The 25,332-nt window shown below is 43.4% G+C and carries 18 protein-coding genes, 7 tRNA genes and 1 rRNA gene (1 of these 26 running past the window's edge); 6 read left to right on the forward strand and 20 right to left on the reverse strand.

Translation table 11 applies throughout. The annotated features are described in order from the left end of the window. Complete coding sequence (locus AOT13_RS15185; RefSeq protein WP_013876756.1) at positions 1 to 924, reverse strand: tetratricopeptide repeat protein; 924 nt, start codon at positions 922 to 924, stop codon at positions 1 to 3. Between the two features lie 85 nt (positions 925 to 1,009). Between AOT13_RS15185 and AOT13_RS15190 the strand changes: the two genes are divergently transcribed. Further along, positions 1,010 to 2,329 (forward strand): M20/M25/M40 family metallo-hydrolase, encoded by a 1,320-nt coding sequence (locus AOT13_RS15190; RefSeq protein ID WP_042386190.1) that lies wholly within the window; start codon positions 1,010 to 1,012, stop codon positions 2,327 to 2,329. 61 nt (positions 2,330 to 2,390) lie between these two features. Here the strand turns inward: AOT13_RS15190 and AOT13_RS15195 are convergent, their stop codons facing one another. The 6 genes from AOT13_RS15195 to AOT13_RS20200 form a co-directional block, all read right to left on the reverse strand. Then, the gene (locus AOT13_RS15195) at positions 2,391 to 4,310 is read right to left on the reverse strand and encodes a 3'-5' exonuclease (protein WP_042386192.1); all 1,920 of its coding nucleotides are present in this window, start codon (positions 4,308 to 4,310) and stop codon (positions 2,391 to 2,393) included. Positions 4,311 to 4,489: 179 nt separating this feature from the next. Next, positions 4,490 to 5,281: a hypothetical protein gene (locus AOT13_RS15200; RefSeq protein WP_230457119.1), complete on the reverse strand. Its 792-nt coding sequence runs from the start codon at positions 5,279 to 5,281 to the stop codon at positions 4,490 to 4,492. 195 nt (positions 5,282 to 5,476) lie between these two features. Further along, entirely contained in the window at positions 5,477 to 5,875 is a 399-nt protein-coding gene (locus tag AOT13_RS15205) for a hypothetical protein (protein ID WP_003249726.1), read from the reverse strand. A gap of 20 nt (positions 5,876 to 5,895) precedes the next feature. Beyond that, positions 5,896 to 6,819 carry a glutaminase A gene (gene glsA, locus AOT13_RS15210; protein ID WP_003249724.1) on the reverse strand — a complete coding sequence of 308 codons (924 nt, stop codon included), beginning with the start codon at positions 6,817 to 6,819 and terminating at the stop codon, positions 5,896 to 5,898. A 237-nt stretch (positions 6,820 to 7,056) separates the two neighbouring features. Then, complete coding sequence (gene bioF / locus AOT13_RS15215) at positions 7,057 to 8,229, reverse strand: 8-amino-7-oxononanoate synthase (protein ID WP_003249723.1); 1,173 nt, start codon at positions 8,227 to 8,229, stop codon at positions 7,057 to 7,059. Between the two features lie 204 nt (positions 8,230 to 8,433). Next, positions 8,434 to 9,441 (reverse strand): CotG/ExsB N-terminal domain-containing protein, encoded by a 1,008-nt coding sequence (locus AOT13_RS20200; RefSeq protein WP_157776780.1) that lies wholly within the window; start codon positions 9,439 to 9,441, stop codon positions 8,434 to 8,436. 216 nt (positions 9,442 to 9,657) lie between these two features. Between AOT13_RS20200 and AOT13_RS15225 the strand changes: the two genes are divergently transcribed. Both AOT13_RS15225 and AOT13_RS15230 read left to right on the forward strand, forming a co-directional pair. Beyond that, the gene (locus AOT13_RS15225; RefSeq protein WP_003249718.1) at positions 9,658 to 10,746 is read left to right on the forward strand and encodes a CotH kinase family protein; all 1,089 of its coding nucleotides are present in this window, start codon (positions 9,658 to 9,660) and stop codon (positions 10,744 to 10,746) included. Positions 10,747 to 10,882: 136 nt separating this feature from the next. Then, entirely contained in the window at positions 10,883 to 11,551 is a 669-nt protein-coding gene (locus AOT13_RS15230; protein ID WP_003249716.1) for a hypothetical protein, read from the forward strand. A 293-nt stretch (positions 11,552 to 11,844) separates the two neighbouring features. Here AOT13_RS15230 and AOT13_RS15235 read toward each other — a convergent pair whose 3' ends face one another. The 3 genes from AOT13_RS15235 to AOT13_RS15245 form a co-directional block, all read right to left on the reverse strand. Then, positions 11,845 to 12,213 (reverse strand): VOC family protein, encoded by a 369-nt coding sequence (locus tag AOT13_RS15235; protein WP_003249714.1) that lies wholly within the window; start codon positions 12,211 to 12,213, stop codon positions 11,845 to 11,847. Beyond that, positions 12,210 to 13,001, reverse strand: coding sequence for a YhfC family intramembrane metalloprotease (locus AOT13_RS15240; protein WP_013876749.1), 792 nt, complete (start codon positions 12,999 to 13,001; stop codon positions 12,210 to 12,212). The genes AOT13_RS15235 and AOT13_RS15240 overlap by 4 nt, the downstream gene beginning before the upstream one ends. A 228-nt stretch (positions 13,002 to 13,229) precedes the next feature. Then, a complete protein-coding gene (locus AOT13_RS15245) occupies positions 13,230 to 13,742 on the reverse strand; it encodes a DoxX family protein (protein WP_003249711.1) in 513 nt (170 codons plus the stop codon). A 262-nt stretch (positions 13,743 to 14,004) separates the two neighbouring features. Between AOT13_RS15245 and AOT13_RS15250 the strand changes: the two genes are divergently transcribed. Beyond that, positions 14,005 to 14,370, forward strand: a complete 366-nt coding sequence (locus tag AOT13_RS15250) for a winged helix-turn-helix transcriptional regulator (protein WP_003249707.1) — start codon at positions 14,005 to 14,007, stop codon at positions 14,368 to 14,370. A gap of 360 nt (positions 14,371 to 14,730) precedes the next feature. Then, on the forward strand, positions 14,731 to 15,972 hold the full coding sequence (locus AOT13_RS15255) for an aminopeptidase (RefSeq protein ID WP_003249705.1): 1,242 nt from the start codon (positions 14,731 to 14,733) through the stop codon (positions 15,970 to 15,972). Positions 15,973 to 16,129: 157 nt separating this feature from the next. Here the strand turns inward: AOT13_RS15255 and AOT13_RS15260 are convergent, their stop codons facing one another. Both AOT13_RS15260 and AOT13_RS15265 read right to left on the reverse strand, forming a co-directional pair. Next, on the reverse strand, positions 16,130 to 18,877 hold the full coding sequence (locus AOT13_RS15260; protein ID WP_003249702.1) for a dynamin family protein: 2,748 nt from the start codon (positions 18,875 to 18,877) through the stop codon (positions 16,130 to 16,132). A gap of 478 nt (positions 18,878 to 19,355) precedes the next feature. Beyond that, entirely contained in the window at positions 19,356 to 20,624 is a 1,269-nt protein-coding gene (locus AOT13_RS15265) for a DUF445 domain-containing protein (protein WP_003249701.1), read from the reverse strand. Positions 20,625 to 21,102: 478 nt separating this feature from the next. Between AOT13_RS15265 and AOT13_RS15270 the strand changes: the two genes are divergently transcribed. Then, entirely contained in the window at positions 21,103 to 22,590 is a 1,488-nt protein-coding gene (locus AOT13_RS15270; protein WP_003249699.1) for a flavin monoamine oxidase family protein, read from the forward strand. Between the two features lie 203 nt (positions 22,591 to 22,793). On the opposite strand, the gene AOT13_RS15275 is transcribed toward AOT13_RS15270, so the two are convergent. The 8 genes from AOT13_RS15275 to AOT13_RS15310 form a co-directional block, all read right to left on the reverse strand. Beyond that, positions 22,794 to 22,867, reverse strand: a tRNA-Arg gene (locus AOT13_RS15275). Positions 22,868 to 23,104: 237 nt separating this feature from the next. Then, positions 23,105 to 23,178 (reverse strand) — tRNA-Ile (locus AOT13_RS15280). An 8-nt stretch (positions 23,179 to 23,186) separates the two neighbouring features. Then, positions 23,187 to 23,257, reverse strand: a tRNA-Gly gene (locus AOT13_RS15285). 15 nt (positions 23,258 to 23,272) lie between these two features. Continuing rightward, positions 23,273 to 23,343: transfer RNA gene (locus tag AOT13_RS15290), tRNA-Cys, on the reverse strand. A 5-nt stretch (positions 23,344 to 23,348) separates the two neighbouring features. After that, positions 23,349 to 23,420: transfer RNA gene (locus AOT13_RS15295), tRNA-Gly, on the reverse strand. A gap of 3 nt (positions 23,421 to 23,423) precedes the next feature. Continuing rightward, a tRNA-Gln gene (locus AOT13_RS15300) sits at positions 23,424 to 23,498 on the reverse strand. Positions 23,499 to 23,799: 301 nt separating this feature from the next. Beyond that, positions 23,800 to 23,876, reverse strand: a tRNA-Arg gene (locus tag AOT13_RS15305). Positions 23,877 to 23,999: 123 nt separating this feature from the next. Continuing rightward, a 23S ribosomal RNA gene (locus AOT13_RS15310) occupies positions 24,000 to 25,332 on the reverse strand (it continues 1,597 nt past the right edge of the window).

Genomic DNA, 25,332 nt, shown 5'->3' on the forward strand with positions numbered 1-25,332 from the left:
CTATTCCCAAGGAAACATATCGCTCGCGCGGCAAAAAATCCGGTACGAAACGCCTTGTTTGCGGCTCCGCGCCGCTTTATTCCCTATTCTTGTCGTCTCAATAACATCATCCCAAAACGGAATGCGCACACGCAGCCGCTCAAACATTTTCCGAATGGCGGCATCAGTAACGTTTCTGCCGAAAAACGATTGAAACAACGTTTCGCGGACATCTTCCCCCGTCAGCGGCCGCTCGCTATGCAAAATTGCTGCAAACACATAAAACGGCTGGTATTCCAACTTCACACACTCGCCTGCGAAACGAACGACAAAGCCGTCTTGTTCGCTGATGCAAAGCATCACCTCATGCGGCAAAAGCTGCTCCTGCTCAGAAAAGTATATTTCCTCTGTAACAATTTCATCGCTGTTTGGCGTAATGATGCGATAAAGCGCACGGTGAAAATCTTCAATGCGATAGAGAAAAATCGCTTGGCGGTAACGCTCGACCGTTTCTTCATCATACGGCCTTGCTTCCATCTTTTCCATTTGCTTTAGCGCATTCGACGCAAGAAAAATGCCGCAATTGACAAGAAACATATGGCTTAGCATCGCCTGCGTGTCATTAAGAGATTCGCCCCTCTCTCCGGAAAGCGCCTGATGAAAATGGTATGCCGCTTCGGCGTATCTTCCTTCGTTATAGTAAATATGCGCCAACCGATAATTCGCAACCGGATGGCTTGGCTTGCGCTTTAACGCTTTTTGCAAATACTTTTTCGCCAGCTGCGGATCAGGAGCGTTCGACATTTTGAAATGCTCGCCAAAACGAACATACAGATGAATTAATTCATTTTCGATTTCTTCCCGCCGCTTTCGGTCTTTTTCTTCTTTCCACTTTGCAAGCAAGCGGCGTTCTTCTTGATGCGGAAAAAACCTGTATTCTTCCATCTCCCTGCTCTCTCCTTTGTGACAAGGTGTCACACACTGACTTGTACAGTTGTATTGTAACGAATTTGAAAAGGAGATGGATAGTATGGAAAAATTAACAAAACTCATGATCCGGCACGGATTGCATCCGAAAGATGCGGAAACAGGAATTACGTCACAGTGGCTTATGCAAACATTCGCAACACTCATCCAGCGGCGCCAGCACCTTGACGGCATTTCCGAAACGGACTGGATCGAGGCGCTCCAACAAACTGCTGAACGGATGGTTTTTTACCATCGTGACATTCCGGGAAAAGAAACGCTGGTCGATCCGCGGAAAGACGATCTTCCACTCATACAAATCGACCCGTACGTCCGCGGCATCGTCCGCTGGCTGAATATGATGCATATTTACACTGTTAACAGCTGCGACGGAGAAGGGCGCCGGCCAGCTAGAATTGATTTTTTAAACGACTTGTCCGCGACACAAGCTTCGATTATTCGCGCCTGCACACCGAAAAGCGTACACGTTAAGCTTGAAAAAAGAAGGGCAACATTTTTCTACAAGAAAGGGCAAATCGCCGATCTTCTCACTATCGCTGAACGGATTAACAATGTGTGGAGAAACCCGGAATCGCTTAAAGTATACAGATTAGAAAAATTAAAACAACGGCTTATGCCACTTCTCCGCATCCAAGGCGAAAGCGGGAGAGAACACGTCATTCGCCAATGGCTGCACCGCTATTTGCGATCACGGGTCGATTGGCTCAAAACGGATGAATACGGCAATTTGCTTGCGGCGATCCATTGCGGAGAAGGGCCAGTTATCGCCCTTTCCGCCCATATGGATACCGTAAAATCCTTTCATCCTTACCGAACGGTGATCGAAAACGGAACCACTTTAAAAAGTTCCAGCGGCATCTTAGGCGCCGACGACCGTGCGGGAATCGCTGTTATTTTGGAAATCATTGATTTCATCCGCCACTCCCGCTTCCAAGGAACATTGAAAATCGCCTTTACCGTCCAAGAAGAAATCGGCTGCCTCGGCTCGCGCCATATCGACCCGGCGTTTTTGCAAGACATCGACGCCGCGATTGTTGTGGACCGCCGCGGAACGCGCGACATCGTCACTTCTTATGCTGGCATCGTGCCGTTTTGCCCTGACGAATACGGCCGCATTTTCGAAACAGCCGGAGCACTCGCCGGCATGCCAGACTGGAAAATTACCGCAGGCGGTCTCAGCGATGCCAAAACCTTTGCCGAATTCGGGATTCCGTCTGTTAACTTATCCGTCGGCTACGATCATGAACATACCGAACTTGAAACGCTCGACTGCAAAGCAACGCTGGAAACAGTGCTTCTGCTTGAAACGGTATTTGAAAACAACATGATTGCCAAAAAGCTTGTCGCAACGTGTAAGGGCTAAGCGAAAAATAGAAAGTAGAGTGGAACAAAACATCCACTCTACTTTTAATGTTAATCGGAATTTACCCATGTTTTTGCCGCTGTGCATTCATTTTTTGACGTTCTTTTCGGATCGTCTCCAAATATTTCGTGAATTCTGATTCGCCTGAATAAGAAAGGTATAGGTATTCTTTTGCTCTTGTCATGCCAATGTATAGTAGCGACACTTCTCTCTCTTTATCCTCTTCCAAAGAGAATGGCATATTATCAATATTCACAATAAAAACAGCTTGAAAATCAAGACCTTTGCTACTTTCGATCGTGCTGACTTTCACTTTATCGTCATCTCGCAAAAATGTCCGTTTAGCTGTTTCATTTTCCGTTAACCAATAATACGGAATTTGCTCTTTTTCGAGAGCCCGTTTAATCACACCAATAATATCTTGCAGATGAGTTCGTTTAACCCGGTATAAAATAAGTATTTCTGAATACGGAACCTTTTTCTCGTTATGTAACATTTGAATTTGTTTGGCAACTTCTTTCATTTCAGTCGCAAAATGATCCGCTTTTAATATTACTGGCTCCGGCCCTTTTCTCTTTGTGCTTTGCGGCGCAATAATTTCTCCTTCAAACTCCCGGTGAGCTACTTTATTTTTTAACACCGAATGGGTACGGTAAAAATCCCAAGCAAACTTCACAATTTGTGCTGTATTCCGATAATTGATCGTCAATATTTTGGAACGCCCTTGGAAATTTAAGCCCGTATCTTGGGCATAAGACCGTTTTCGCCTATAAATCGTTTGTGCTCGATCCTCGACAAGAAGGAGCGATTGTGTTTCCGGATTAAGCAGTTTGCTAATAAGCGCCAGCCAGTCCGAAGAAAAATCTTGTCCCTCATCGACTAAAATAGCGTCATATGTCGGTAAAATCGCTTCACCTTTTTCAAGTTTCTCTAAAATATATGGAATTTGTTGCTCAGTAATTTTTAAATCATGTTTAAGCCATTCATGGAAATTGCGCACAATAATTTGCCCATATGCGGTATCCGCCAATCCGTCATGTTTCGTAAAATCAAAATCAAAGAGAGAATCCGGTTCCCTTAACATATGGTTGATCAATTGCCGAATTCCTTGAGCCAACGAGATATTGTAACATAAAATCAAGATTTTCCAATCTGGATGTTCCTTTGCCAGCAATTTTGCACGACTAGCCAAAATCAGTGTCTTTCCACTTCCCGCTACTCCTCGAATAAGCCGATGTTTATCTCCAATTTGTTTTGCCAAATTTTCCTGATGCAAATCCATTGCCTTAATATCATGAAGAGAAAGTAAAATTTGATCTTGATACGGAACCGACGGACGAAATTCTGCACTAATTCGGACTTCTGGAAAAAGATGATAGCGAATCGCATCAATTTCTTCTTTCGTTAAAGGATTCCGCAAACGATACGGAACGACAAACATATTTAATATTTTTTCAAACAACACTTCCTCGCTAAACGATTCTTTATCTGGATCAATTTCATCGCGCATTAAGCAAAGATTCGGATCAATAACTGGATACAACTGTTTTTTCACTAAGTCTTTTTGCGTCAACCGTGTAAATACTACCCCGTAACCATACGGAAATTTCAATTGAAATTGATACTTTCCTTCTAAATGTACTAAATTTTTATCTTTTTTCAACACGTCCACAATATGAAACGCATTATCTCTCGCTTGCTTAAACGGGCTTTTCACCGTCACTTGTTCTCCTGCTCGATTTATAATCGTCCACTCATCATTGTTTATTTGAAGAAGCGTAGACAATGTATAATCTTTTACTTCCAAGACGACGATCCCTAAGTCTGGTCCAATGATCACAAAATCAGGACGTCGCCCCCGGATTTCCGGCTCATAATATACGATATAATCATCGGGCAAATAGGTTTGCAGCGTCCGAAACAACAACCGCTCCCCTGCCGTGGCACTCGAACGAATCGTTTCCGGAATCGTGTACGCCATCCAAACCAGCTCCAATGTGAAATAGGATTTTTTTACTATTATAATACAAAATTAGGGTTTTGCAGCTGAAAAGAGGAAAAAAATCCTAAATAGGAGAGGTAAAACGGCTCAGTGACAAATGTATCATATTATTGCCGCATGATTTTATTGACAAGCTTAATTCCAGTAAAACGGTTGCTTCACTTTGCATATAATTGAAGTGGCATTCCTTTTCGGACGCTAGCTGTAAAAATTTGGGTTTTCGGCGGATTTAAGTGAGTCACACTCTCTAAATTATCAATAAAGATGGGATAGGATATATTGGAAAAATAACGTATAATTGAAGAAATCTCAATCATACACTTGATTTTTTCACTATAGGATAAAACTCGATATGGCCTGTTTTTATAAAATATTTGGAAATCCGGGCGTAGTTCTCCATTTTTAAGACGCTTAAATAGAAATATTTTGGCATCTGACAGTTGACTGTTAATCGTATTTTGTATGTTTGCAAAAACCTGAGCTAGTTCATGTTTGGTTAAGTTAATTTCTGATTTTATGGTTTGTATATGCATCTCTCTTCCTTTAATGATATCAATAATCTCGCTTTTCTTTTGCTGTACTTGTTTTTCAAAAATTTGGTTATTTTCATATTGTTCCATTAGAGCTTTTTGCTTTTGAATCTCCATTTGCAGCCGTTCTATTTCCATTTCAAGCTCTGTCAATTTATGATGAAGTATTCGCTCTTTTTGTTCCCATCTTTCCCTATCTGATAAAAGTTGCTTTTTTGAAAAAAGCGCTTTATTCTTAAACGGCAATAAATATTCATAAGATAACATTTGTTTACATAATGGACATGGTTCATTAACTTTAAGTTCCTGACATATTTGTAGGTTATTGAATGTAAAAAAAGCTATCCCTTGAATTTTGGATAGCTTATAAGGTATATCTTTAAAAAGTATTACTAAGACTTTTATAATTTGAATAAACACCAATATGGCGGATGACACAGCTTTATAATTTATCTCTAAATATTCTTCCGCACAACATTCTTTTCACTCTTGAAAACCTCTTTTTTCAGATGCTAGAGTGGTAGACAGGAAAAGAAACTGACAAAAGCCAACTGCGGAAAATACCGGCGGGAAACAATATCGCTCCCGGATCACGCATGATCCGGGAGCGTTTCATCATACTTCGACCGCGTTTCCTTCTTCCACAATATGATAAAGAAGATGCGCTAAATGGTGAATCGGGCCGTATTCCTCTTCCTCCCCCATACTTTCTTCTTCGCCGAATTCCAAGTCATTTAAGTAGAGGGCGACAAATTCGTAAAAATCTTTCAACTCGAACGAATAGCACGCGCTTGGGTCTTCGTTGTCTTCTTCATATTGCAAGACAAGATACGATGGGTTTCCGTTTGCGTCTTCGGCATCAAAAAAGACGAAAAAGCCGATGTTCGTATCTAAATCGAATAAATGCCTTGTCCCGCCTTCTGTCACTTTTTCAAAGTCTTGACCGTTTAATTTTTGGATCGTCATCGTGTCCATTTCGTCTTCGCGGTGAAATTGCACGGTAAATGATTTCATGCTACGTTTCCTCCTCAGTTTTAAAAAATGCTTAAAGAATAAGTTTTGGACAGCAGCTTCAATAACTTCATGCCGGTGATGCTGTTGCCTTTATCGTCCAACGCAGGACCGAATATGCCGATGCCAAACCGGCCCGGGACAGCGGCGAGGATGCCGCCGGAAACGCCGCTTTTCGCCGGAATGCCGATTTTGATTGCGAATTCACCTGACGCGTTGTACATGCCGCATGTTACCATGAACGTTTTGCAAATGCGGGCGACATCGGACGGCATAATTTGTTCGCCAGTGAGCGGATCGCGTCCGTCCATCGCGAACACAAGGCCGATCCGCGCCAAATCGACACACGTCATTTCGATCGCGCATTGCTTCGTGTAAAGGTCCATCAGCTCTTCGACATCTTCATTGATAATACCATGTTGTTTCAAAAAATAACATAAGGAACGATTTAAAAACGCTGTTTCAAATTCCGATGTTGCGACTTCCTTGGAATACGAAATCTCCGGATTTCCCGCCAGTTTTCGGACAAACTGCAAAAGGCGCCAAAACCGCTCCTCGACCGAAGCTCCGTTAATCATGTGTGTGACTGCTAACGCCCCGGCATTAATCATCGGATTAAGCGGTTTAGCCGGTTGCACTTCTTCTAGTTTCGCAATTGAGTGAAACGGATCTCCCGTCGGCTCCATGCCGACCTTTTGGAACACTTCTTTTTCCCCATGGTCGATTAAAACAAGTGCAAGCGTGATAATTTTCGAAATGCTTTGTAGCGTCACTTTGTCGGTTGTGTCCCCCGCGTCGATGACATTGCCGTCCGGTTTGTAAATGGCAATCGACAAATCGTTAGGATTCGCCTTGCCAAGAGCGGGAATGTAATCGGCAACTTTGCCGAAGCGCGCGTATTGTTTTGCCTGTTTGACAAATTGTTCTAATTCGGATTTTGTGCACATCCGTCATCACCTTATTGTTAGTATAGCCAGCTAGATGGCAGATATGTAAAAAACCGCTGTCCTTGTACACCAGCGGTTTTTCTCTAAAAATGGAATACATCACTATTTTTTATCGCATCAGTGACAGAAAATATTCTTCTTACTCGCCGCTGTTTGATTCAGCAAAATCAAAGCCAAGGACACGGGTTTATAGCCATTCCTTGAAAAACCGTATCAGGCAAAAACAGCACAATCGCGTTAAGCTATCAATCCCATTTCCCTTCCTACTCTCGCGATTCGCTCCAACGCCCAATCGATTTCTTCCTTCGTCAAAGCGGCAGTAAGCGAAAAACGAATGCGTGACGTGCCTTCAGGAACGGTTGGCGGCCGGATCGCTACCGCGGCGATTCCGGATTCTTGAAGCCGCTCGCTCATTTGCACCGTTTGCTCGTTCGAACCGATAATGATTGGAACAATATGTGTCATGCTTTTTCCGATATTAAATCCTAACTTTTGCAGCTCATCGCGGAAATAACAGCTATGAGCTTGCAGTGTTTGTCTTTTCGCTTCTTCTTTTTGGACAATCTCAATCGCTTTCTCTATGGTGCCAAGGACAGCAGGCGGCAACGCAGTAGTAAAAATAAAGCCGCGCATCGTGTTTATCAAGTAGTCGATCAGCCACTGCTCGCCGACCACATAAGCGCCAAAGCTGCCTAACGCTTTGCTGAAAGTGCCCATTTGAATGTCCACATCATCTTGCAAACGAAAATGATGGATAAGCCCTTCGCCTCTTTCCCCATAAAGGCCGCTGCTATGCGCTTCATCCACCATTAAGATGGCGTTATAACGTTTCTTCAATGTCACTAATCCTTCTAACTGCGCCATATCCCCATCCATGCTGAAAATGGAATCGGTGACGATTAACTTTCGTTGACGCGGGGAGGCTTGTTTCAATAATGATTCTAAATGATCGAGATCGTTATGATAATAGCGATACCGTTCAGCCCCGCTTAACCTGATGCCGTCAATAATGCTCGCATGGTTAAGCCAGTCGCTAAACACTATGTCGCCGCGGCCAATAAGAGACGTGATAATCCCAAGATTAGCCGTATATCCGCTATTGAAAATGAGCGCGGCTTCTTTCTTTTTCCAGTTTTTTAACGCTGCTTCGGCTTTTGCATAAAGTTCGTAATTGCCGACAATAAGGCGGGAAGCGGTAGCGCCGGCTCCGTATGTACGCATTGCTTGGCACCCCGCTTCAATTAATCGTTCGTCGCCTGCTAGTCCTAAATAATTATTTGACGCTAAATTTAACAGCTTCCGTCCATTCATCACGATCCATGAACTGTTACAAAACGATACATCGTTTAAGGTGCGCTTTTGCATCTTTTGTTCTAATTGATAAAGCACGGATTGAATATGTCTTTTCATCCTCATCCCCCAATTGTTAACTTATAAAAAAATTTTGTTTACATTATAACAATAAAATGACAATATGCACAATTTTTCCTTAATGAAACTTGGAATGTATGAATTTTTATTGTTTATTTAGAACAATGTTTTATTGAAATAAAAAGACAACATAAGGCACGGTTTTTCACCATCTCCTCATGTCGTACAGATAAAAGGCGGGAGTCAGCCCAACCATAACATGATCATATTGCCGTTGTCCCAATATCTTTTTTTTCTTTTGAAATATTTTGTTCGGCGGGAATGGTGCGTTCGATGCGAGTGAGACGCATGGCTTGTGTGATGCGTTCGATGGGAACGACTTGTACCAGATGAACGGGGTGTCCGGCCTGTGCGGTCTGTTCGTCCAGAACGGCTCGCGCCAGATGTGCGGCCCGTGCGCTGTGTCTGGCGGGAACGATTCGTACTACGCGAGCGGGACGTATGGCTTGTGTGATGCGTTCGATGGGAACGACTTGTGCCAGATGAACGGGTTCGGCCTGTGCGGTCCGTTCGGCCAGAACGGCTCGTGCCAGATGTTCGACTCGTGCGCTGCGTCTGGCGGGAACGATTCGTACTACGCGAGCGGGACGTATGGCTTGTGTGATGCGTTCGATGGGAACGACTCGTGCCAGATGAACGGGATGTCCGGCCTGTGCGGTCCGTTCGGCCAGAACGGCTCGTGCCAGATGTGCGGCCCGTGCGCTGTGTCTGGCGGGAACGATTCGTGCTACGCGAGCGGGACGTATGGCTTGTGCGTTCTGTTCGATAGGAACGACTTGTGCCAGATGAACGGGATGTCCGGCCTGTGCGGTCTGTTCGGCCAGAACGGCTCGCGCCAGATGTTCGACTCGTGCGCTGTGTCTGGCGGGAACGATTCGTACTACGCGAGCGGGACGTATGGCTTGTGTGATGCGTTCGATAGGAACGACTTGTGCCAGATGAACGGGATGTCCGGCCTGTGCGGTCTGTTCGGCCAGAACGGCTCGCGCCAGATGTTCGACTCGTGCGCTGTGTCTGGCGGGAACGATTCGTACTACGCGAATGAGACGTATAGCCGGTACGTCTCTTATGGTGCGAACGATGTTTCTTGCTTTTGTTCCCTGTCGGTTCTTGATATAAAAAGCCGCTTAGCCCTTCACTTTCCATTTCAATAACAGCATTTTGAATGTCATCATGAGTATATGTTCTCATTTTTTAACCTCCCAATATCTGTTCATGGTTGGAAAGATAGAAAATGGGAAGTGAATGTGCTTCTATCTTTGCCTGATAATAATGTACGTTGGGTGACTTATTTTGATTTAGACGATTGTCCGTGTTTTGGAAAAATACATAAACGCCTAGAGTAACAAGAGCCTTACCATCCACATAGGATTTATTGAAACACGACCAGAAAGGAAGTGATGATAGATGTCAACAAGTCAGTTGCCTCTGATCGCAATTTATATTCACCCAAACGATTTCCGGGAGCTGCGCCGCGACATTTGGAACGACGAACCCGTTCCTGCCACATTAACGTTTCACAACAAAAGATTTCATATCGATATAAGCTATCGCGGTTCACATATTCGAAAATTTAAAAAAAAATCTTATTTTATCTCATTTTATAAACCTTATTTCTTTCATGGAGCTCATGAACTTCATTTAAATGCGGAATATAAAGATCCTTCTCTCATGAGAAATAAACTTTCCCTCGATTTTTTTACGGATCTTGGCGTACTTTCCCCTTCCTCCCAACATGTTCTTTTATCGATGAATGGAAAGCATGAGGGAATTTACCTTCAATTAGAATCAGTCGATGAGTTTTTCTTGAAAAAACGGAACTTGCCGTCAGGTCCTATTTTTTATGCAATCGATGATGATGCTAATTTTTCGCTAATCGGCTCGTTTGATCAAAAACCAAAAACCGTTTTAGATGCGGGATATGAAAGAAAACTGGGGACTAAAGAAGACCATCGCTATCTTGAGGAATTTATTTATAAATTAAATACAACGACGAGGCATGAGTACGAATCTGTCATGTCGCAAATTTTGGACGTAAATAAATACTTGCGTTGGCTCGCGGGAGTCGTTTGCACGCAAAATTTCGACGGATTTGTCCATAATTACGCGCTATATCGCAATCCAGATTCGGGTTTATTTGAGATCATTCCATGGGATTTTGACGCCACTTGGGGAAGGGATATTAATGGAAAAGAAATGCACTACGATTATGTACGGATTGAGGGATTTAATACGTTATCCGCCCGGTTGCTCGATATCGACCGCTTCCGCAATATGTATTACCACATCATGAAACAGACGCTGGATCATCCATTCACGGTCGAATTTATGAAGCCAAAAATAGAAAAGCTTTATGCCCAATTGCGGCCGAACGTCTTCCACGACCCGTACATCAAAGACCGCATCGAGCAGTTTGATAAAGAACCGGAACGGATCTGCACATTCATTGAAAAACGAAACGCCTACTTAAAGCGAAACTTATCTTCTCTACTATAAGTAGGCTGAAGTTGAATTTTAGAGAAAGTTAGGCCATTGATAGATCACTTTTATTCATAGGATACGTATAATAACAAGAACAAAGCCACATAACGGCACATCTGCAAGCTGCCACTCTGTTGGAAGGAAGGAGAAAATGAATAATTTATATTCTTTAATCGGAAAGCAAGTAGAATTAGAAGTTTCCGGGAACGTGTTATTGGAAGGAATACTTGTTGACGTGGGATCAGATATGCTTGTGGTTTATAACGGAAAAAAGTATTTATATATCCCTCATTTGCACATTCATAACATCAAACTATGCGCCGACCCGCGCACGGAATTAGCGAATGCAACCACTGAATTGCCTTTATATGATGAAGATAACATGATTTCCTACCGGAAAACATTAATCAACGCAAAAGGCCGGTTTGTTGAAATTTATGTGGCAGAAAATCAATCGATCCATGGCTATATTACGGCCATTTTAAATGACTACTTCACTTTCTACTCACCAGTGTATAAGACGATGTTTATTTCTCTAAACCATTTGAAATGGCTGGCTCCCTATCAAACAAACATTACTCCATATACGTTAAGCAATGAAGTGCTGCCAGTGAAACCGACGGACATTCCTCTGCAAAGATCGTTAGAAGAACAGTTGAAAAGATTCGAAGGAAAGTTAACTGTCTTTGATTTAGGCAATCATCCGCTGAAAGTCGGATTGCTTAAGCAAGTCCAAAACAACATCATTGAACTTGTAACTGCTAATGGAGAGTCCGTATTTTGGAAATTAACACACGTAAAAACGATTCATTTTCCTTAACCTTTCAGTAAATCAACTTCCCTCACTGTCATGAAGCTCATCAACAGGAGGGAAGTGATTTTTCTCTTGATAAAAAACAACATCATCCAAAAGCTGAGGATAAACAAAGCAAAAAAACAGCCGGCGGAATCACCGCAAATATTATTTTCTATCATCCGCCTATGAAATTTCCTCATGATGTTTCATAAAGATGTTCATCCATAAACAGATTTCGATTCATGAAGACGTGTTATTTTATTTGGGCAACATCACTTTGTTTAGTGTGATCGTTTTTCAGAGAAACCAATCGTTATTTATCTTTTTGACAAAAACTCAATTCGGTTGCGGAACGGGGCGCGGAACGAAAAGCGTACGACGCCTGGAATCGGTTTTTCGTCTTGCGTCATGACGCCATGTTCCTCCAAATAGCGACGCACTTCAGCAATGTTTTCCACTTCGAACGCTGGATGGCTTTTGCTGTTGTAGCCATCACGGTCTTCAACACCGATATGCAGTCTGGCATCTCCGACTTTGTACCAAAGTCCGCCGTTCACTTTTAGAGAGTCCGGCTTTTCTATTTCCGTAAAGCCGAGCAGAGCCGTATAAAACGCGCGCGCCTCATCTTCTGCGCCGACAGGAATACAAATTTGCACATGATCGATTCGTTTGACGCGAATCTTCATCTTTCTCCCCCATCTTCCAATGCATCTTTCACGCGGCGCGTAAATAAAAACGCCGCAACAGCGAATAAAAAGGCTATCGCTTCGACCAGCCAAATATTTGTCATCACTCGCGCTTGATATAGCGCAGGCGCGACATCCATCAACGCATGCAACAAAATTGCAAAGATGATGTAGCGAAATTTCTGTTCGCGCACGCCAAGCAATACAAGCAGGGACATCGCGATATGGAACGCAAGCGCAAACACCCGTTCAAGGCCCGCCAGCACATACATGGAAAACGGTGTATGCAGCACCATATCTTTTATTAATGCCGCTTGTTCTTTTGGGAGCGTCGGCGCGATCATTTTATCGAACGTACCGGATTGAATCATGCTTGCAAGAACGATGGCATTAATAGCGCCAAATGCGCCGATCAACACCGCTTCGATGCCGCCGTGCCCCAGCCCGAACGACAAGCCGTCTTTATAATCACGATGATTTTTTAACATCCATTTAAACCCAATGTAACGGCCGACTTCTTCAAAAATCCCCGCCGCCAGCACCGCATACAATACGAACAATGCCTTGCTATCCGTCCACTTTAACGATGCACCGTCCGCATCAATCATGATCATATGTAACATTTTTTCAAGCACTTGAGAAAACAGTATAAAAATAAGCATGCCGATGCCAAGCGGCTTCCACGAAAGCCATTTCCTTTTGCGAAAGTAAATGAGCAAGCCGAGCGGCGCAATAAATGAAATGGCCAGCTGGGTCGCCATGCCTGTGATTGCCATTGTGTTTATCATTTTTCCAATACTCATCCTTCCGTCCGTAATAAACAAGATCCAATCTTATGGCAAATGTCACACACAAATCCTTGCATTCCTATCTCCACAATCCTCTCCCCTCCAATCGCAAGACCGCCTTTTTCTATCAATGAACACTGCTTTCTCATCCTAATCGTACCATAAAAGGAAAAAAAGAGCGAGAAAATCTCGCTCTTAAACTAGATAAGTCCATTGGCCAAGCAAAATTTATCGATGAAACGCATGCGGGAGATGTGGCCGGGACGTTCTGTTTACAAACTTATGAATGTAAGGAATCACCCAGCGATCGAGACCGTATCTGCCTGCATTTGCACCAGCAACAAGGATGAATATCGTCAATAAAATCATTTGCGGATTAGTACTGGTAGTTCCCGAGAACATAAATGCGAAGTTCATGACTGCCCCCATCAGTGCGGCAAACGTTGTAAAAAGACCAAGAATAAGTGCTATGCCTACTAATAATTCCCCCCAAGGAACCAGCACATTGAAAAATCCGACATTTGGCAATGCAACATGTTCAATAAACGCAGCCCACCAGCTTTGTACGGCTGGATGCTCTCCAGATGCTTTGGCAAGCGCACCTTTTAAAAACCCTGTTGCATCAAATCCATCCACTATTTTATGCCATCCCGCTGTGATCCAAGCATATCCGAGATATAAGCGAAACAACACGAGTAGTGCAGAAGAGCTTGCATGTTCGCGCAGCCATTTGACAAACATGGTTTATCCCCTTCCTATTTTTTGGATTCCTTACACTTATATCGTACTATTTTCTATTGGAAAGAAAACCATTTTGTACATCATTTCACAATATCTTAACAAAGTTGTGACAACATTGGAAACGAGACGCGAGGATAAGTCGATTGAAAATATTTTATTATAACGTATTATAACGCTTTCCGTCTTTGCGTTTTTTTCAATATATCGTAAAATAGAATTATCAAAATAGTGGTTGTATCCTATTTTTTTAAAGGTGGGAAATATGAGAAAAAAAATGCAAACATCCTGTCCTCCAGCAAGTTTATGCCCTAAATTTGAAGCGGCAATGAAATTATTGAGCAAACGGTGGGTCGGTTTTATCATTAGCCAGCTATTAGAAGGAAAAACGCGCTTTTCCGAGATTGAAGCTTCGATTCCTATCAGCGGGCGCCTGCTTTCCGAACGGTTAAAAGAATTAGAGGAAGAAGGAATTGTATGCCGGACCGTGTACCCTGAAGTGCCAGTGCGTATTGAATACACGCTGACGGAAAAGGGGCGCGCTTTGCAAACGGTTATCGAATCAATTGAACAGTGGGCGCAAACGTGGGTCGATGTTAAAAATAGCGAGCCGCGAAAAAGCCAGATGTAATTCTGGCTTCTTTTTCTCCAACATCCAGCGGCAAACGGATCTGCCTGCCATTTTATATTCATTATTGCCGGTTGTTATAAGTTTACATAATATTTTTATTATATAATTTTTCATCGTCACCCGTTTTTTACTTCTTGCGCCGCAAATCCAAATATGCTCTTTTCTGTTGCATGATGCCACATTCCATAGCCCCCATCCAACTGCAAGTATTCCATACTGGGCCATCATTGTCGACGCGCGTTGATATATTAAGCAGCTCCCCGCAATATACCGGTCTTCTTAGTAAATGTTTGAATATGCCAAACTTTTCATATTATAATAAAGAAACGTACATAACGCCAAAAACGAAGGAGTGAAAATATGAATAACTGGGAGCAAAACTTGGAAAAATACGCGGCACTTGCTGTCCAAGTCGGGGTCAACGTGCAAAAAGGGCAAACGCTTTTTGTCAACGCTCCGCTGGAAGCTGCTCCGCTCGTGCGGAAAATCGCCAGAAAAGCATACGAAGCCGGCGCAAAGCATGTATATGTGGAATGGCATGACGAAGATCTTACATACATCAAATTTAAACATGCTCCAGACGAAGCGTTCTTGGAATATCCAACGTGGCGGGCGAAAGGAATGGAACAGCTTGCCGAAGAAGGAGCAGCATTTTTATCGATTTATTCGCCAAATCCGGATTTACTGAAAGATATCGATCCGAAACGAGTCGCAACAGCCAATAAAACCGCATCTAAAGCATTGAGCAATTATCGCAGCGCTTTAATGGCCGATAAAAACTGTTGGTCGCTCATTTCCGTCCCAACGCTAGCATGGGCGCAAAAAATATTTCCAAACGCAAGCGAAGAAGAAGCAATCTCCAAACTTTGGGATGCGATTTTCCGCGTCACCCGCGTCGACACGGACGATCCGATTCAAGCATGGCAGCAGCATAACGACAAGCTTGCGAAAATCGTTGATTATTTAAACGATAAACAATATAAACAGCTCATCTACGAAGCGCCGGGAACGAACTTAACGATCGAACTTGTCGAAAACCATGTTTGGCACGGTGGGGCTGCTGTCAGCCAAAGCGGAATTCGTTTTAATCCAAACATTCCGACAGAAGAGGTATATACGATGCCGCATAAAGACGGTGTTAACGGAACGGTGCGCAATACAAAACCGCTTAATTATAACGGCAACCTTATCGACGGATTTACCCTTACATTTAAAAATGGAAAAGTCGTTGATTTCACTGCAGAAAAAGGATATGAAATATTAAAACATTTATTGGATACGGACGAAGGTGCGCGCCGATTAGGGGAAGTCGCGCTCGTCCCGCATCAATCCCCGATTTCGGCATCAAACTTAATTTTCTATAACACATTATTCGATGAAAACGCGGCATGCCATTTGGCGCTCGGAAAAGCATACCCGACTAACATTCAAAACGGAACAGCCATGTCCAAAGAAGAATTAGACAAACATGGCGTCAACGATAGTCTCATTCATGAAGATTTTATGATCGGCTCTGCCGAATTAAACATCGACGGCGTCACGAAAGACGGCAAGCGCGAGCCGATTTTCCGCAACGGAAATTGGGCGTTGGAATGGAAGTAACAGGGCTTTTTCACGTTTATTCGCTGTTAGCAGTCATGTTGCCAAACTAAGATCTGCTCTTATTGAAACAATTTGTCTGACGGATTAGCCACGTTTTTTTGGATGATTGAAAAAACGAAAAAATCGGTCTTAAGACCGATTTTTTCGTTTCATCTCGTTATGCTTGAAAAACTTTTTTTGCGGAAACGGCAATCCACTCGTATTGGCGAAGTTTTACTTCAAACAATGTCAATGGATCGCGGTACGTTTCCGGATTCGCCCTCATTCTCTCCAGCTCTTCTTCTTTTTCAGCGATTTCTTTTTTCGTTTCTTCCACCGTTTGATTCAATACGGCAAACGGGTCGCGGAAAAAGAGCGAAATATCCCGTTCCAATGATTTCGCAAACAATTCGAATTGCAGAAGCAGCTTGCTCACAATGGATTCGGTAACCTCCAAATAATCCTGATTTTCAACAAACTGCTTATATTTGTTATACAACATCGCATTGTTTTGCTGGAAGGCTCCTAACAGCTTGCCGGCACCTTTCAATAAAATTTGATACGGTGTACGACGGAGAACAATATTCACCTTCTCCACTTGCATGCCGCTCGTCATTCGTTCTGCATCCCGGCGCCAGTCATCAAGCACTTTAAAGTCGCAATTCAGCTTAAGCCGCTCTTCCCCATACATCGCATTAAACCCATCGCTTATTTCATCAAGGAAAAATTGACAGTGATTCAGCTCATCATTTGCCGTTAAAATCCATTCCTGAAGAGAATGATAAAGCTTCGGCAAGACCTTATCATTGACGTAAGCATGCACTCTCCGGTTCATCTCATCATTTAATTCAAGATGAATTTTACGGAAATCACTGTCTTCTTGAATCACATCAGAAGTTTCCCGCAAAATTTTCGGAATATTTTCCGATAGATCCGCTCTGATTTCCTCCAAGACTTTATGGAACGTTCTCGTGATAATTCGCGCTTTTTCTTCTTTCAAATCCGTTACTTGATGGATGGCACCGCTTAGTTTCGTGGCCATCTCTTCATTCCATTTAATGGATTCGGCCAGGCTGTTTTCCATTTCCGCCCGTTTATCCAATAAATGGCTGATTAATTGGCGGATAAAGATTAATATTTTTTCCATTCGCTCATCTTCCGCTATTGGCTGGCTCAAATTTTTCAAAAACTCGGCAAGCTCATTTTGCTGTTTTCTGCTTCTTAAACGGGATGAATAGGCAAACACCCGTGCCCCAGGAACATATGCCCGGACTCGTGAGCGAGTGTCTTCCACAATGCTGGCGGCTTCATGTTCATCATAAATTTCATCGATTTTATTGAGCAGAAAATGGATTGGAAGATGAGGCGCATATTCGCGAATCTGCATCAAAATCTCTTGTTCTTTTTCGGTAAACGGATCGTTCGCATCAAGCACAAATAATAAACTGTCGGCAAAATGCAGATATTTCAGCACTTCTTCCATGCCATTACGGTCGCTAAACCCCGGCGTATCCACAAGAGCCAGCCTGTTTTCCTGCAACATTGGCGCTGGAAGAGAAAACTCAATAATCGCATTATCAAAAGCCTTATTCAGCCGTCTATCTGCTGCCTCCTGGAATTCATCGAAACTGGAAAATGCGGTTAATTCTTCATCGGATATTTTTCTAATCTCCGTCTCCTCATCCCCCTTAAATACAATGACGGAAGACGTCGGAGCAGTTTGGATATTTTCTCCGAGGACTGAATTGATAAAAGCAGATTTTCCATTCCCGGAAGTTCCAGCTACCAATAAATGATGTGTTTCAAAATCAACCAGTTCTCGGATGAGCCATCTAAAGCGGTGGCTTGGATTAACATGCTGCGCTTCGGCCCATTTGACAATGGAATCGAATAATGTCAAGCTGTATTCCAAACCGTCTACCTCATTGCGGGACCGGAAAATAAGACTTTCGGCATCATCGACCACCCCAGGGCTTATGCTGGATGGAAATTTCTCGCTCCATGCCAAAACCGCTGCGGAAGCAAATAAAACATGAGAATTATCGGCTATTCTGAGCCAGTTCGTTAAGAGGCTCGGAATAATCTCCTCGAGTTCTTTGATTAAATACTTTCCATCGATCAATTCAAAATAAGCTTCCTGATAAAGTGCTGATAGATCTTTCCAAGACTGTTTCCGGCTTGTATCCAGATCGAAGAAAAGATGATTAAATTCCCGCAGCCACGAAAAATAAGAATGCTCATTTTTGTAACCATTCCATAATGCCTGAACCATCTGTTCAAACCTTGCCTGATCCACCCGGTGCAGGGCGACTAAGCATTTCGAAAAATAATGAGGTTCAAAGATGTTGGTTAATCCTTGTTCGGCATAAGTTTTTAAAATATCAAACCATTGCGGAGATTCCGTCCGGATCGCTTCAGCGGCAGCCAGTTCAATGGCGCTTTTCCAATCCTTGTGCTTTTCGAAAAAGGCACGCGCAATGTCCGTCACATTCGGATAGTCTGGATTAAAGGACACCGCTTTTTTTATGACTTGATCCGCTTTTTCAAGACTGCCTTCGTCTATGTAAAGCGAAAATAATTGCAACGCAATTTCTGATTGCAAGACACTGCTTTCCGTATCAATGGATTGATAAATTTCTTCAGCGGTGGATAATTGTCCGAGTTCATAATAACAATCCGCTATATTTTTCTTCGCCCACGGTTCTAAGTCATTATGGACGTTTTCCCATTTGAAAATCGCCGCTTCATAATCTTTGTTATGAAAATATACTTCTCCTTGGGCAAAACGGATCGTGGAAATATCAGCTTCCCCATCTTTATGCCCGGCTTGAAAAGCTTCTCCAAGGACACGGACAGGATTTGTTTCATTCGCTTCTATCAACGTTTCATAAAATCTTTTTTTTATCAGTTGATTTTCTAACGTCATATTTACCTCCCGATGTGCCTATTTCATCAATATATTTTACATACCGCATGACATAGTTAATGAAAACTTTCTTGTTCCCGTCTTCATATTCTAGCAGACTTACTTTTGCAATAAAGTTTCAAATTGTTTTCATTTATAATACAGATTTATATCATCATGTAAAAATTCAGCTAAATTATGTTATTAATTAGGTAGAAATGGAAAAAAGCTGCGCCATCCTCAAAAAGATAGTGCAGCTCCGATTCGTGCCTGATGCGTTAACCGTGAATTCGATGGACAGTGTCACTCAAGCAAGCAAACGCAGACTGATTTTTTGCGGCAGAAATTGGTGTTTGAATAGAAACAAATTAGTGATACATTTCGCAAGCATGGAATAATGTTTCAAAGAAGTAATCTCATGCCATCCACGTTTTTTTTTGCATATGTGAAAGAACGTGGCTATATTTTTATTGTGTTTAAGGGTTTGGCGCCAAAATCATTAAATCAAGGCTTTGATTTCTGTTAACAAAATTCCGATAATAAAACCACAAACCGCTCCATTCACCCGAATCCACTGCAAGTCTGTTCCAATCTTGTTTTCCATCATATGAATAAGCGTTTCATTATCCAGCTTATCCAGATTCTCCTGTACAAGTTGGCCGATTTTGGAATGATTCTCTTCAACAAGATGAATGATTTGCTTTTGTATCCAGTTTTCTATGATATGGAGTTTTTCTGGATTTTTTTGTAGATCATTCAGTAAGCGTGTTAAAAAGGGAAGAAGATACGTGTCCGTAAATTTGCCGTCTTGCACAAAGGCCAACGCTTTCTGCTGAGCTCTCTGCAAGATTTCGGTTATTTTTTCAGCAGGCTCCCATCTGTCAATAAGATGGTCCTTCCAATTTTCAATTTCTCCCAACAACTCTTTATTGTCTTTTATATTTTGCAATTCCTTACGAACATGTAAAAGTAAAGCTTTCCTGTTCGGATCGTCTTTTTGGCGCAAATTGCTAACAACACTAAGGAGAAGGTTTTGCAGTATGCTGCCGAGTTTTTCTTCATTCAAAAGATTTTGGAAAGACTTTAATGCAAACCGCAAAAAACCGTCTAACTCTATATTGTCAAGTACCCGTATTGCTAGATTGCCAAGCTGATTCTTTGTGTCCCTTTCCTTTATCCACTCTTCTGCTTTGTCAAGAAGGTAATCGAACGACTTTTCGTCATATTCACGAATAAGCACTTGATCGATGGCAAACGGAAGGACAGCATTTATTTCAATGGAACGAACAGAAGACTTTATTTCTTTTTCCACAAAAGGAGCAACTTTTTCAACAGGAATATGGCCGATCATTTGTGCGATGAGTGACACAGCGCCCCTTTTCACAGAATCTGAATAAATCTCTTTCTCAAGGACAGACAACAATTTTTCTGTTAAATGGATTTGTTTGATTTTACTTCTTATACTTTCTTTGGAAAGCCAGTCATTTTCAAGCGTTGAGACAAGCGCTTTCGTTATTCTTTGCCGGTTTTTAGGCAAAAGCGCCGTATGGGGAATAGGCACCCCCAATGGATGGCGGAATAAGGCAGTAACAGCAAACCAGTCAGCCAATCCGCCCACAAGCCCCGCTTCAAAGCCTCCTTGCAGTAAGTTTCCAAGATGCGATCCTTGGAAAGGAATGGTTGCAACAAAACCAGCTCCCATAACCGCAAGCGAAAAACTTGCTAAGCGCTTTGATTTCTTTGGCTGCTTTGACTTTTTAGATATCATGCTCCCTCATCCTTTATGATAATAAATTTACTATAACCAAATGAGTGGAAAGTAATCCATAACGGAATCCCAAAAAGAATACAAAAAATTTCATCAGCTTCTGAACAGACAGATGATGTTGTTTTGCTGATAGGAGAGACTGTCATTCCGGCTATATGAAAAATGTTGCCACAAGCTTTACCTATCCCTTTGCTAGTTAAATAGTGGTATGGCTAAGCTTTGTTCCCCCATTATTCCATAATGTTAAAAAACCAGATTGTACTATAAAGCATCTTATCATAACAAAATCATATCAGCTTGATTAATGATTTTATTGAATGGATTTTTCATCTTCCATCCCACTATAGACTTTTTTGTCACGAGCCCCTAATGGAGCAGCTGTATGTTGCTTCTTTTTTGCATAACTATCCTCTCCTGCTGAATAAGATGGCAGTAAAACAGTTTTTTGTCAACTCACAGTCTGGCAAGGAGGAAAAGTATGTCAAATTACATATATCCTGAGTTATCCGCAGATCAAATGATTTCCACCATCAGAAATGGGCTTCCAAAAACCAAAATTCCTAAGAAAATTATCATTATTGGCGCAGGCATGGCAGGATTAGTGGCAGCCTCTTTGCTTAAGCAAGCTGGGCATGATATTACTATTCTTGAAGCTTCGGACAGGGTAGGGGGCCGTGTCTATACGTTGCGATCTGATTTTATGTATGATCAGTACCTGGAAGCAGGTGCGATGCGTATTCCTCACATTCATTTTTTAACTTTGGAATATATACAAAAGTTCCGCCTTCCGGTTAATCGGTTTATCAATGAGTCTCCTAACGACATTATTTATGTTAGAGGAATAAAAACTCGTTTAAAGATATACGAAAAGAATCCTGACATTTTGGGCTTTCCGGTAGCTCCGCATGAAAGAGGGAAAACCGCTACGGAGTTGCTTCAATCCGCAATAAAGCCCGTAATCGATTTTATCAGCAAAAACCCGCGAAACAATTGGCCTTTGGTCGTAAAAGAATTAGATAAATACTCGATGGATGCTTATTTGCGATATAACCCGTTTGGAACTAAGTTATCTCCGGGTGCCATCGATATGGTTAAAGTACTTCTTTCATTAGAAGGATTTCCGGAGCTTTCTTTCCTAGAAGCGTTGCGCGAACTAATGATTTTGTTTACTCCTAATATCTCCTTCTATGAAATCACGGGTGGCAATGACCAACTTCCTAAAGCATTTGTCCCACAATTGAAAGAGAATATCATGTTCGGACAAAAAGTAAGGAAAATTGTCCAGCACAACAACCAAGTAACCATTCATTCGGTCCATACAAAAATTTTGGAGCCATTTCAAATTACCGGTGATCTTGCAATTGTGACCATTCCTTTTTCTGTCTTACAATTTGTTGAAATCGAACCGCGCGACTCTTTTTCTTATAACAAATGGAAGGCGATTCGGGAACTTCACTATGTGGGATCAACAAAGACAGGCATCCAGTTTAAAAACAGGTTTTGGGAGAAGGAAGGCATGTATGGCGGAAAAACCGTTTCTGATCTTCCTGTTACATATACTCAATACCCGAGCCATGACCTTGGCACATCAGGACCTGGGGTTGTTTTAGCTAGTTATACATGGGAAGATAATGCTATACCATGGGATAGTTTAAGCGCTGAAAATCGTTTGGAATACGCCTTAAAAAACTTGGCCACTCTCCATGGTAAACAAATATATCGTGAATTTGAAACAGGAGTGAGCCACAGCTGGGTCCGGTATCCCTACTCTGGTGGAGCTTTCACGATGTTTAAACCAGAGCAGGCAACTGAGTTATCTCCCCATATTTCTTCACCCGAAGGAAGAGTTCATTTCGCTGGCGAACATGCCTCCACTACCCACGGTTGGATCCAAGGTGCAATCGAATCCGGAATACGTGTCGCATATGAAGTGAATGATTTGCCAAAAACTTTCTTTCAGAACTAATCAGCAATCATGCAGAAAGATAACCTTCCAATCTTCTGGTAAAATACCATCTATTAGTCGAACCCCTTTTCACTAAACTGCTTTTCGGAGCATCACCTTTAACAAAGGACTGACTTTTTGTCCGGCCAGCAATATCATGTGAATAGCACGCGGATTCCATCGCAATACAATACAAAAACCAGCCAAAATGGCTGGTTGTATAGCGTCCCAGGAGAGATTCGAACTCCCGACCGACGGCTTAGAAGGCCGCTGCTCTATCCAGCTGAGCTACTGGGACATGGTATTAATTACACTCCATTTTTTAATTGGCTGTCTCTTCCTCTGGCAGCTGGCTCTAAGAAGCAGGATGCGTCGAGACAACTCGCAGCTGATTCAATAATGCAAACGCATTATTCGTGTCTCTAACTAGCTTGAACTGCTGAAATATTTATTTGACTTGCTTTCACTGCCAAATGACTCAAAAAAGTTAATATGTCGGAACGACTTAAAGAACTCATCAGTAATAGGCGGAAAGTGGGCCTAAGTGGACTTGAACCACCGACCTCACGCTTATCAGGCGTGCGCTCTAACCGGCTGAGCTATAGGCCCATTAAAAAAGCGGGTGATGGGAATCGAACCCACGACGTCAGCTTGGGAAGCTGAAGTTTTACCACTAAACTACACCCGCACGGACGAAACAAGAAGGCGGCACCCGGATTCGAACCGGGGATGAAGGTTTTGCAGACCTCTGCCTTACCACTTGGCTATGCCGCCACAAAAGCGGAAGACGGGACTCGAACCCGCGACCCCCACCTTGGCAAGGTGGTGTTCTACCACTGAACTACTTCCGCAATTGGCTGGGCTAGCTGGATTCGAACCAGCGCATCACGGAGTCAAAGTCCGTTGCCTTACCACTTGGCTATAGCCCAATGATATGCTTTAACGCCATTTTTCGAACAACAAGGGCGTTAAAAAATCGAGAGTTTTGGGAACCACTGTTTTACATAAATTATGCCCCTGCATCCATATATCGGAGAGAATGGCATAAGCCCGCCTAACCGAAAAGGAAATGGATTTCTTATTCATTACATTCAGTCAAACATAAGTGTTTCGGAAACAATACCTTTCACCGTTCAAACATAAACGTATATGTATACACACAAATGAAAAGTTACATATGTACGAAATCCAACTGGTGGTTTAAGAAGCAAAAGATTTTTCCTGCTGAAATGGCGCGCTCGAGAGGACTCGAACCCCTAACCTTCTGATCCGTAGTCAGATGCTCTATCCAGTTGAGCTACGAGCGCACATGCTCTTCAAACAGTCCATACCTTCGCAAAATTATTGCGCATGATATATTCATTCCTTCAAAACTAGATAACCGTCCGTCTCGAAGAAGCCATTTGGCCAGGCGGCATTCTCCGTTGTTCGTGGTTAAGCCCTCGATCGATTAGTATCCGTCAGCTCCACGTGTCGCCACGCTTCCACCTCGGACCTATCGACCTCGTCATCTTCGAGGGATCTTACTCGCTTGACGCGATGGGAAATCTCATCTTGAGGGGGGCTTCACGCTTAGATGCTTTCAGCGCTTATCCCTTCCGCACATAGCTACCCAGCGGTGCCCCTGGCGGGACAACTGGTACACCAGCGGTGCGTCCATCCCGGTCCTCTCGTACTAAGGACAGCTCCTCTCAAATTTCCTGCGCCCGCGACGGATAGGGACCGAACTGTCTCACGACGTTCTGAACCCAGCTCGCGTACCGCTTTAATGGGCGAACAGCCCAACCCTTGGGACCGACTACAGCCCCAGGATGCGATGAGCCGACATCGAGGTGCCAAACCTCCCCGTCGATGTGGACTCTTGGGGGAGATCAGCCTGTTATCCCCGGGGTAGCTTTTATCCGTTGAGCGATGGCCCTTCCATGCGGAACCACCGGATCACTAAGCCCGACTTTCGTCCCTGCTCGACCTGTCTGTCTCGCAGTCAAGCTCCCTTCTGCCTTTGCACTCTCCGAATGATTTCCAACCATTCTGAGGGAACCTTTGGGCGCCTCCGTTACCTTTTGGGAGGCGACCGCCCCAGTCAAACTGCCCACCTGACACTGTCTCCCACCCCGCTAAGGGGTGCGGGTTAGAATTTCAATACCGCCAGGGTGGTATCCCACCGCCGCCTCCACCGAAGCTGGCGCTCCGGCTTCCCAGGCTCCCACCTATCCTGTACAAGCGATACCAAAATTCCATATCAGGCTGCAGTAAAGCTCCACGGGGTCTTTCCGTCCTGTCGCGGGTAACCTGCATCTTCACAGGTAGTATGATTTCACCGGGTCTCTCGTTGAGACAGTGCCCAAGTCGTTACACCTTTCGTGCGGGTCGGAACTTACCCGACAAGGAATTTCGCTACCTTAGGACCGTTATAGTTACGGCCGCCGTTTACTGGGGCTTCGGTTCGCACCTTCGCTTCCGCTAAGCGCTCCCCTTAACCTTCCAGCACCGGGCAGGTGTCAGCCCCTATACTTCGCCTTTCGGCTTCGCAGAGACCTGTGTTTTTGATAAACAGTCGCTTGGGCCTTTTCACTGCGGCTCCCTCAGGCTTGTGACCCAAGAGAGCACCCCTTCTCCCGAAGTTACGGGGTCATTTTGCCGAGTTCCTTAACGAGAGTTCTCCCGCGCACCTTAGGATTCTCTCCTCGCCTACCTGTGTCGGTTTGCGGTACGGGCACCTCTCACCTCGCTAGAGGCTTTTCTTGGCAGTGTAGGATCGGG

The organism is Parageobacillus thermoglucosidasius (assembly GCF_001295365.1).
Taxonomy (GTDB): domain Bacteria; phylum Bacillota; class Bacilli; order Bacillales; family Anoxybacillaceae; genus Parageobacillus; species Parageobacillus thermoglucosidasius.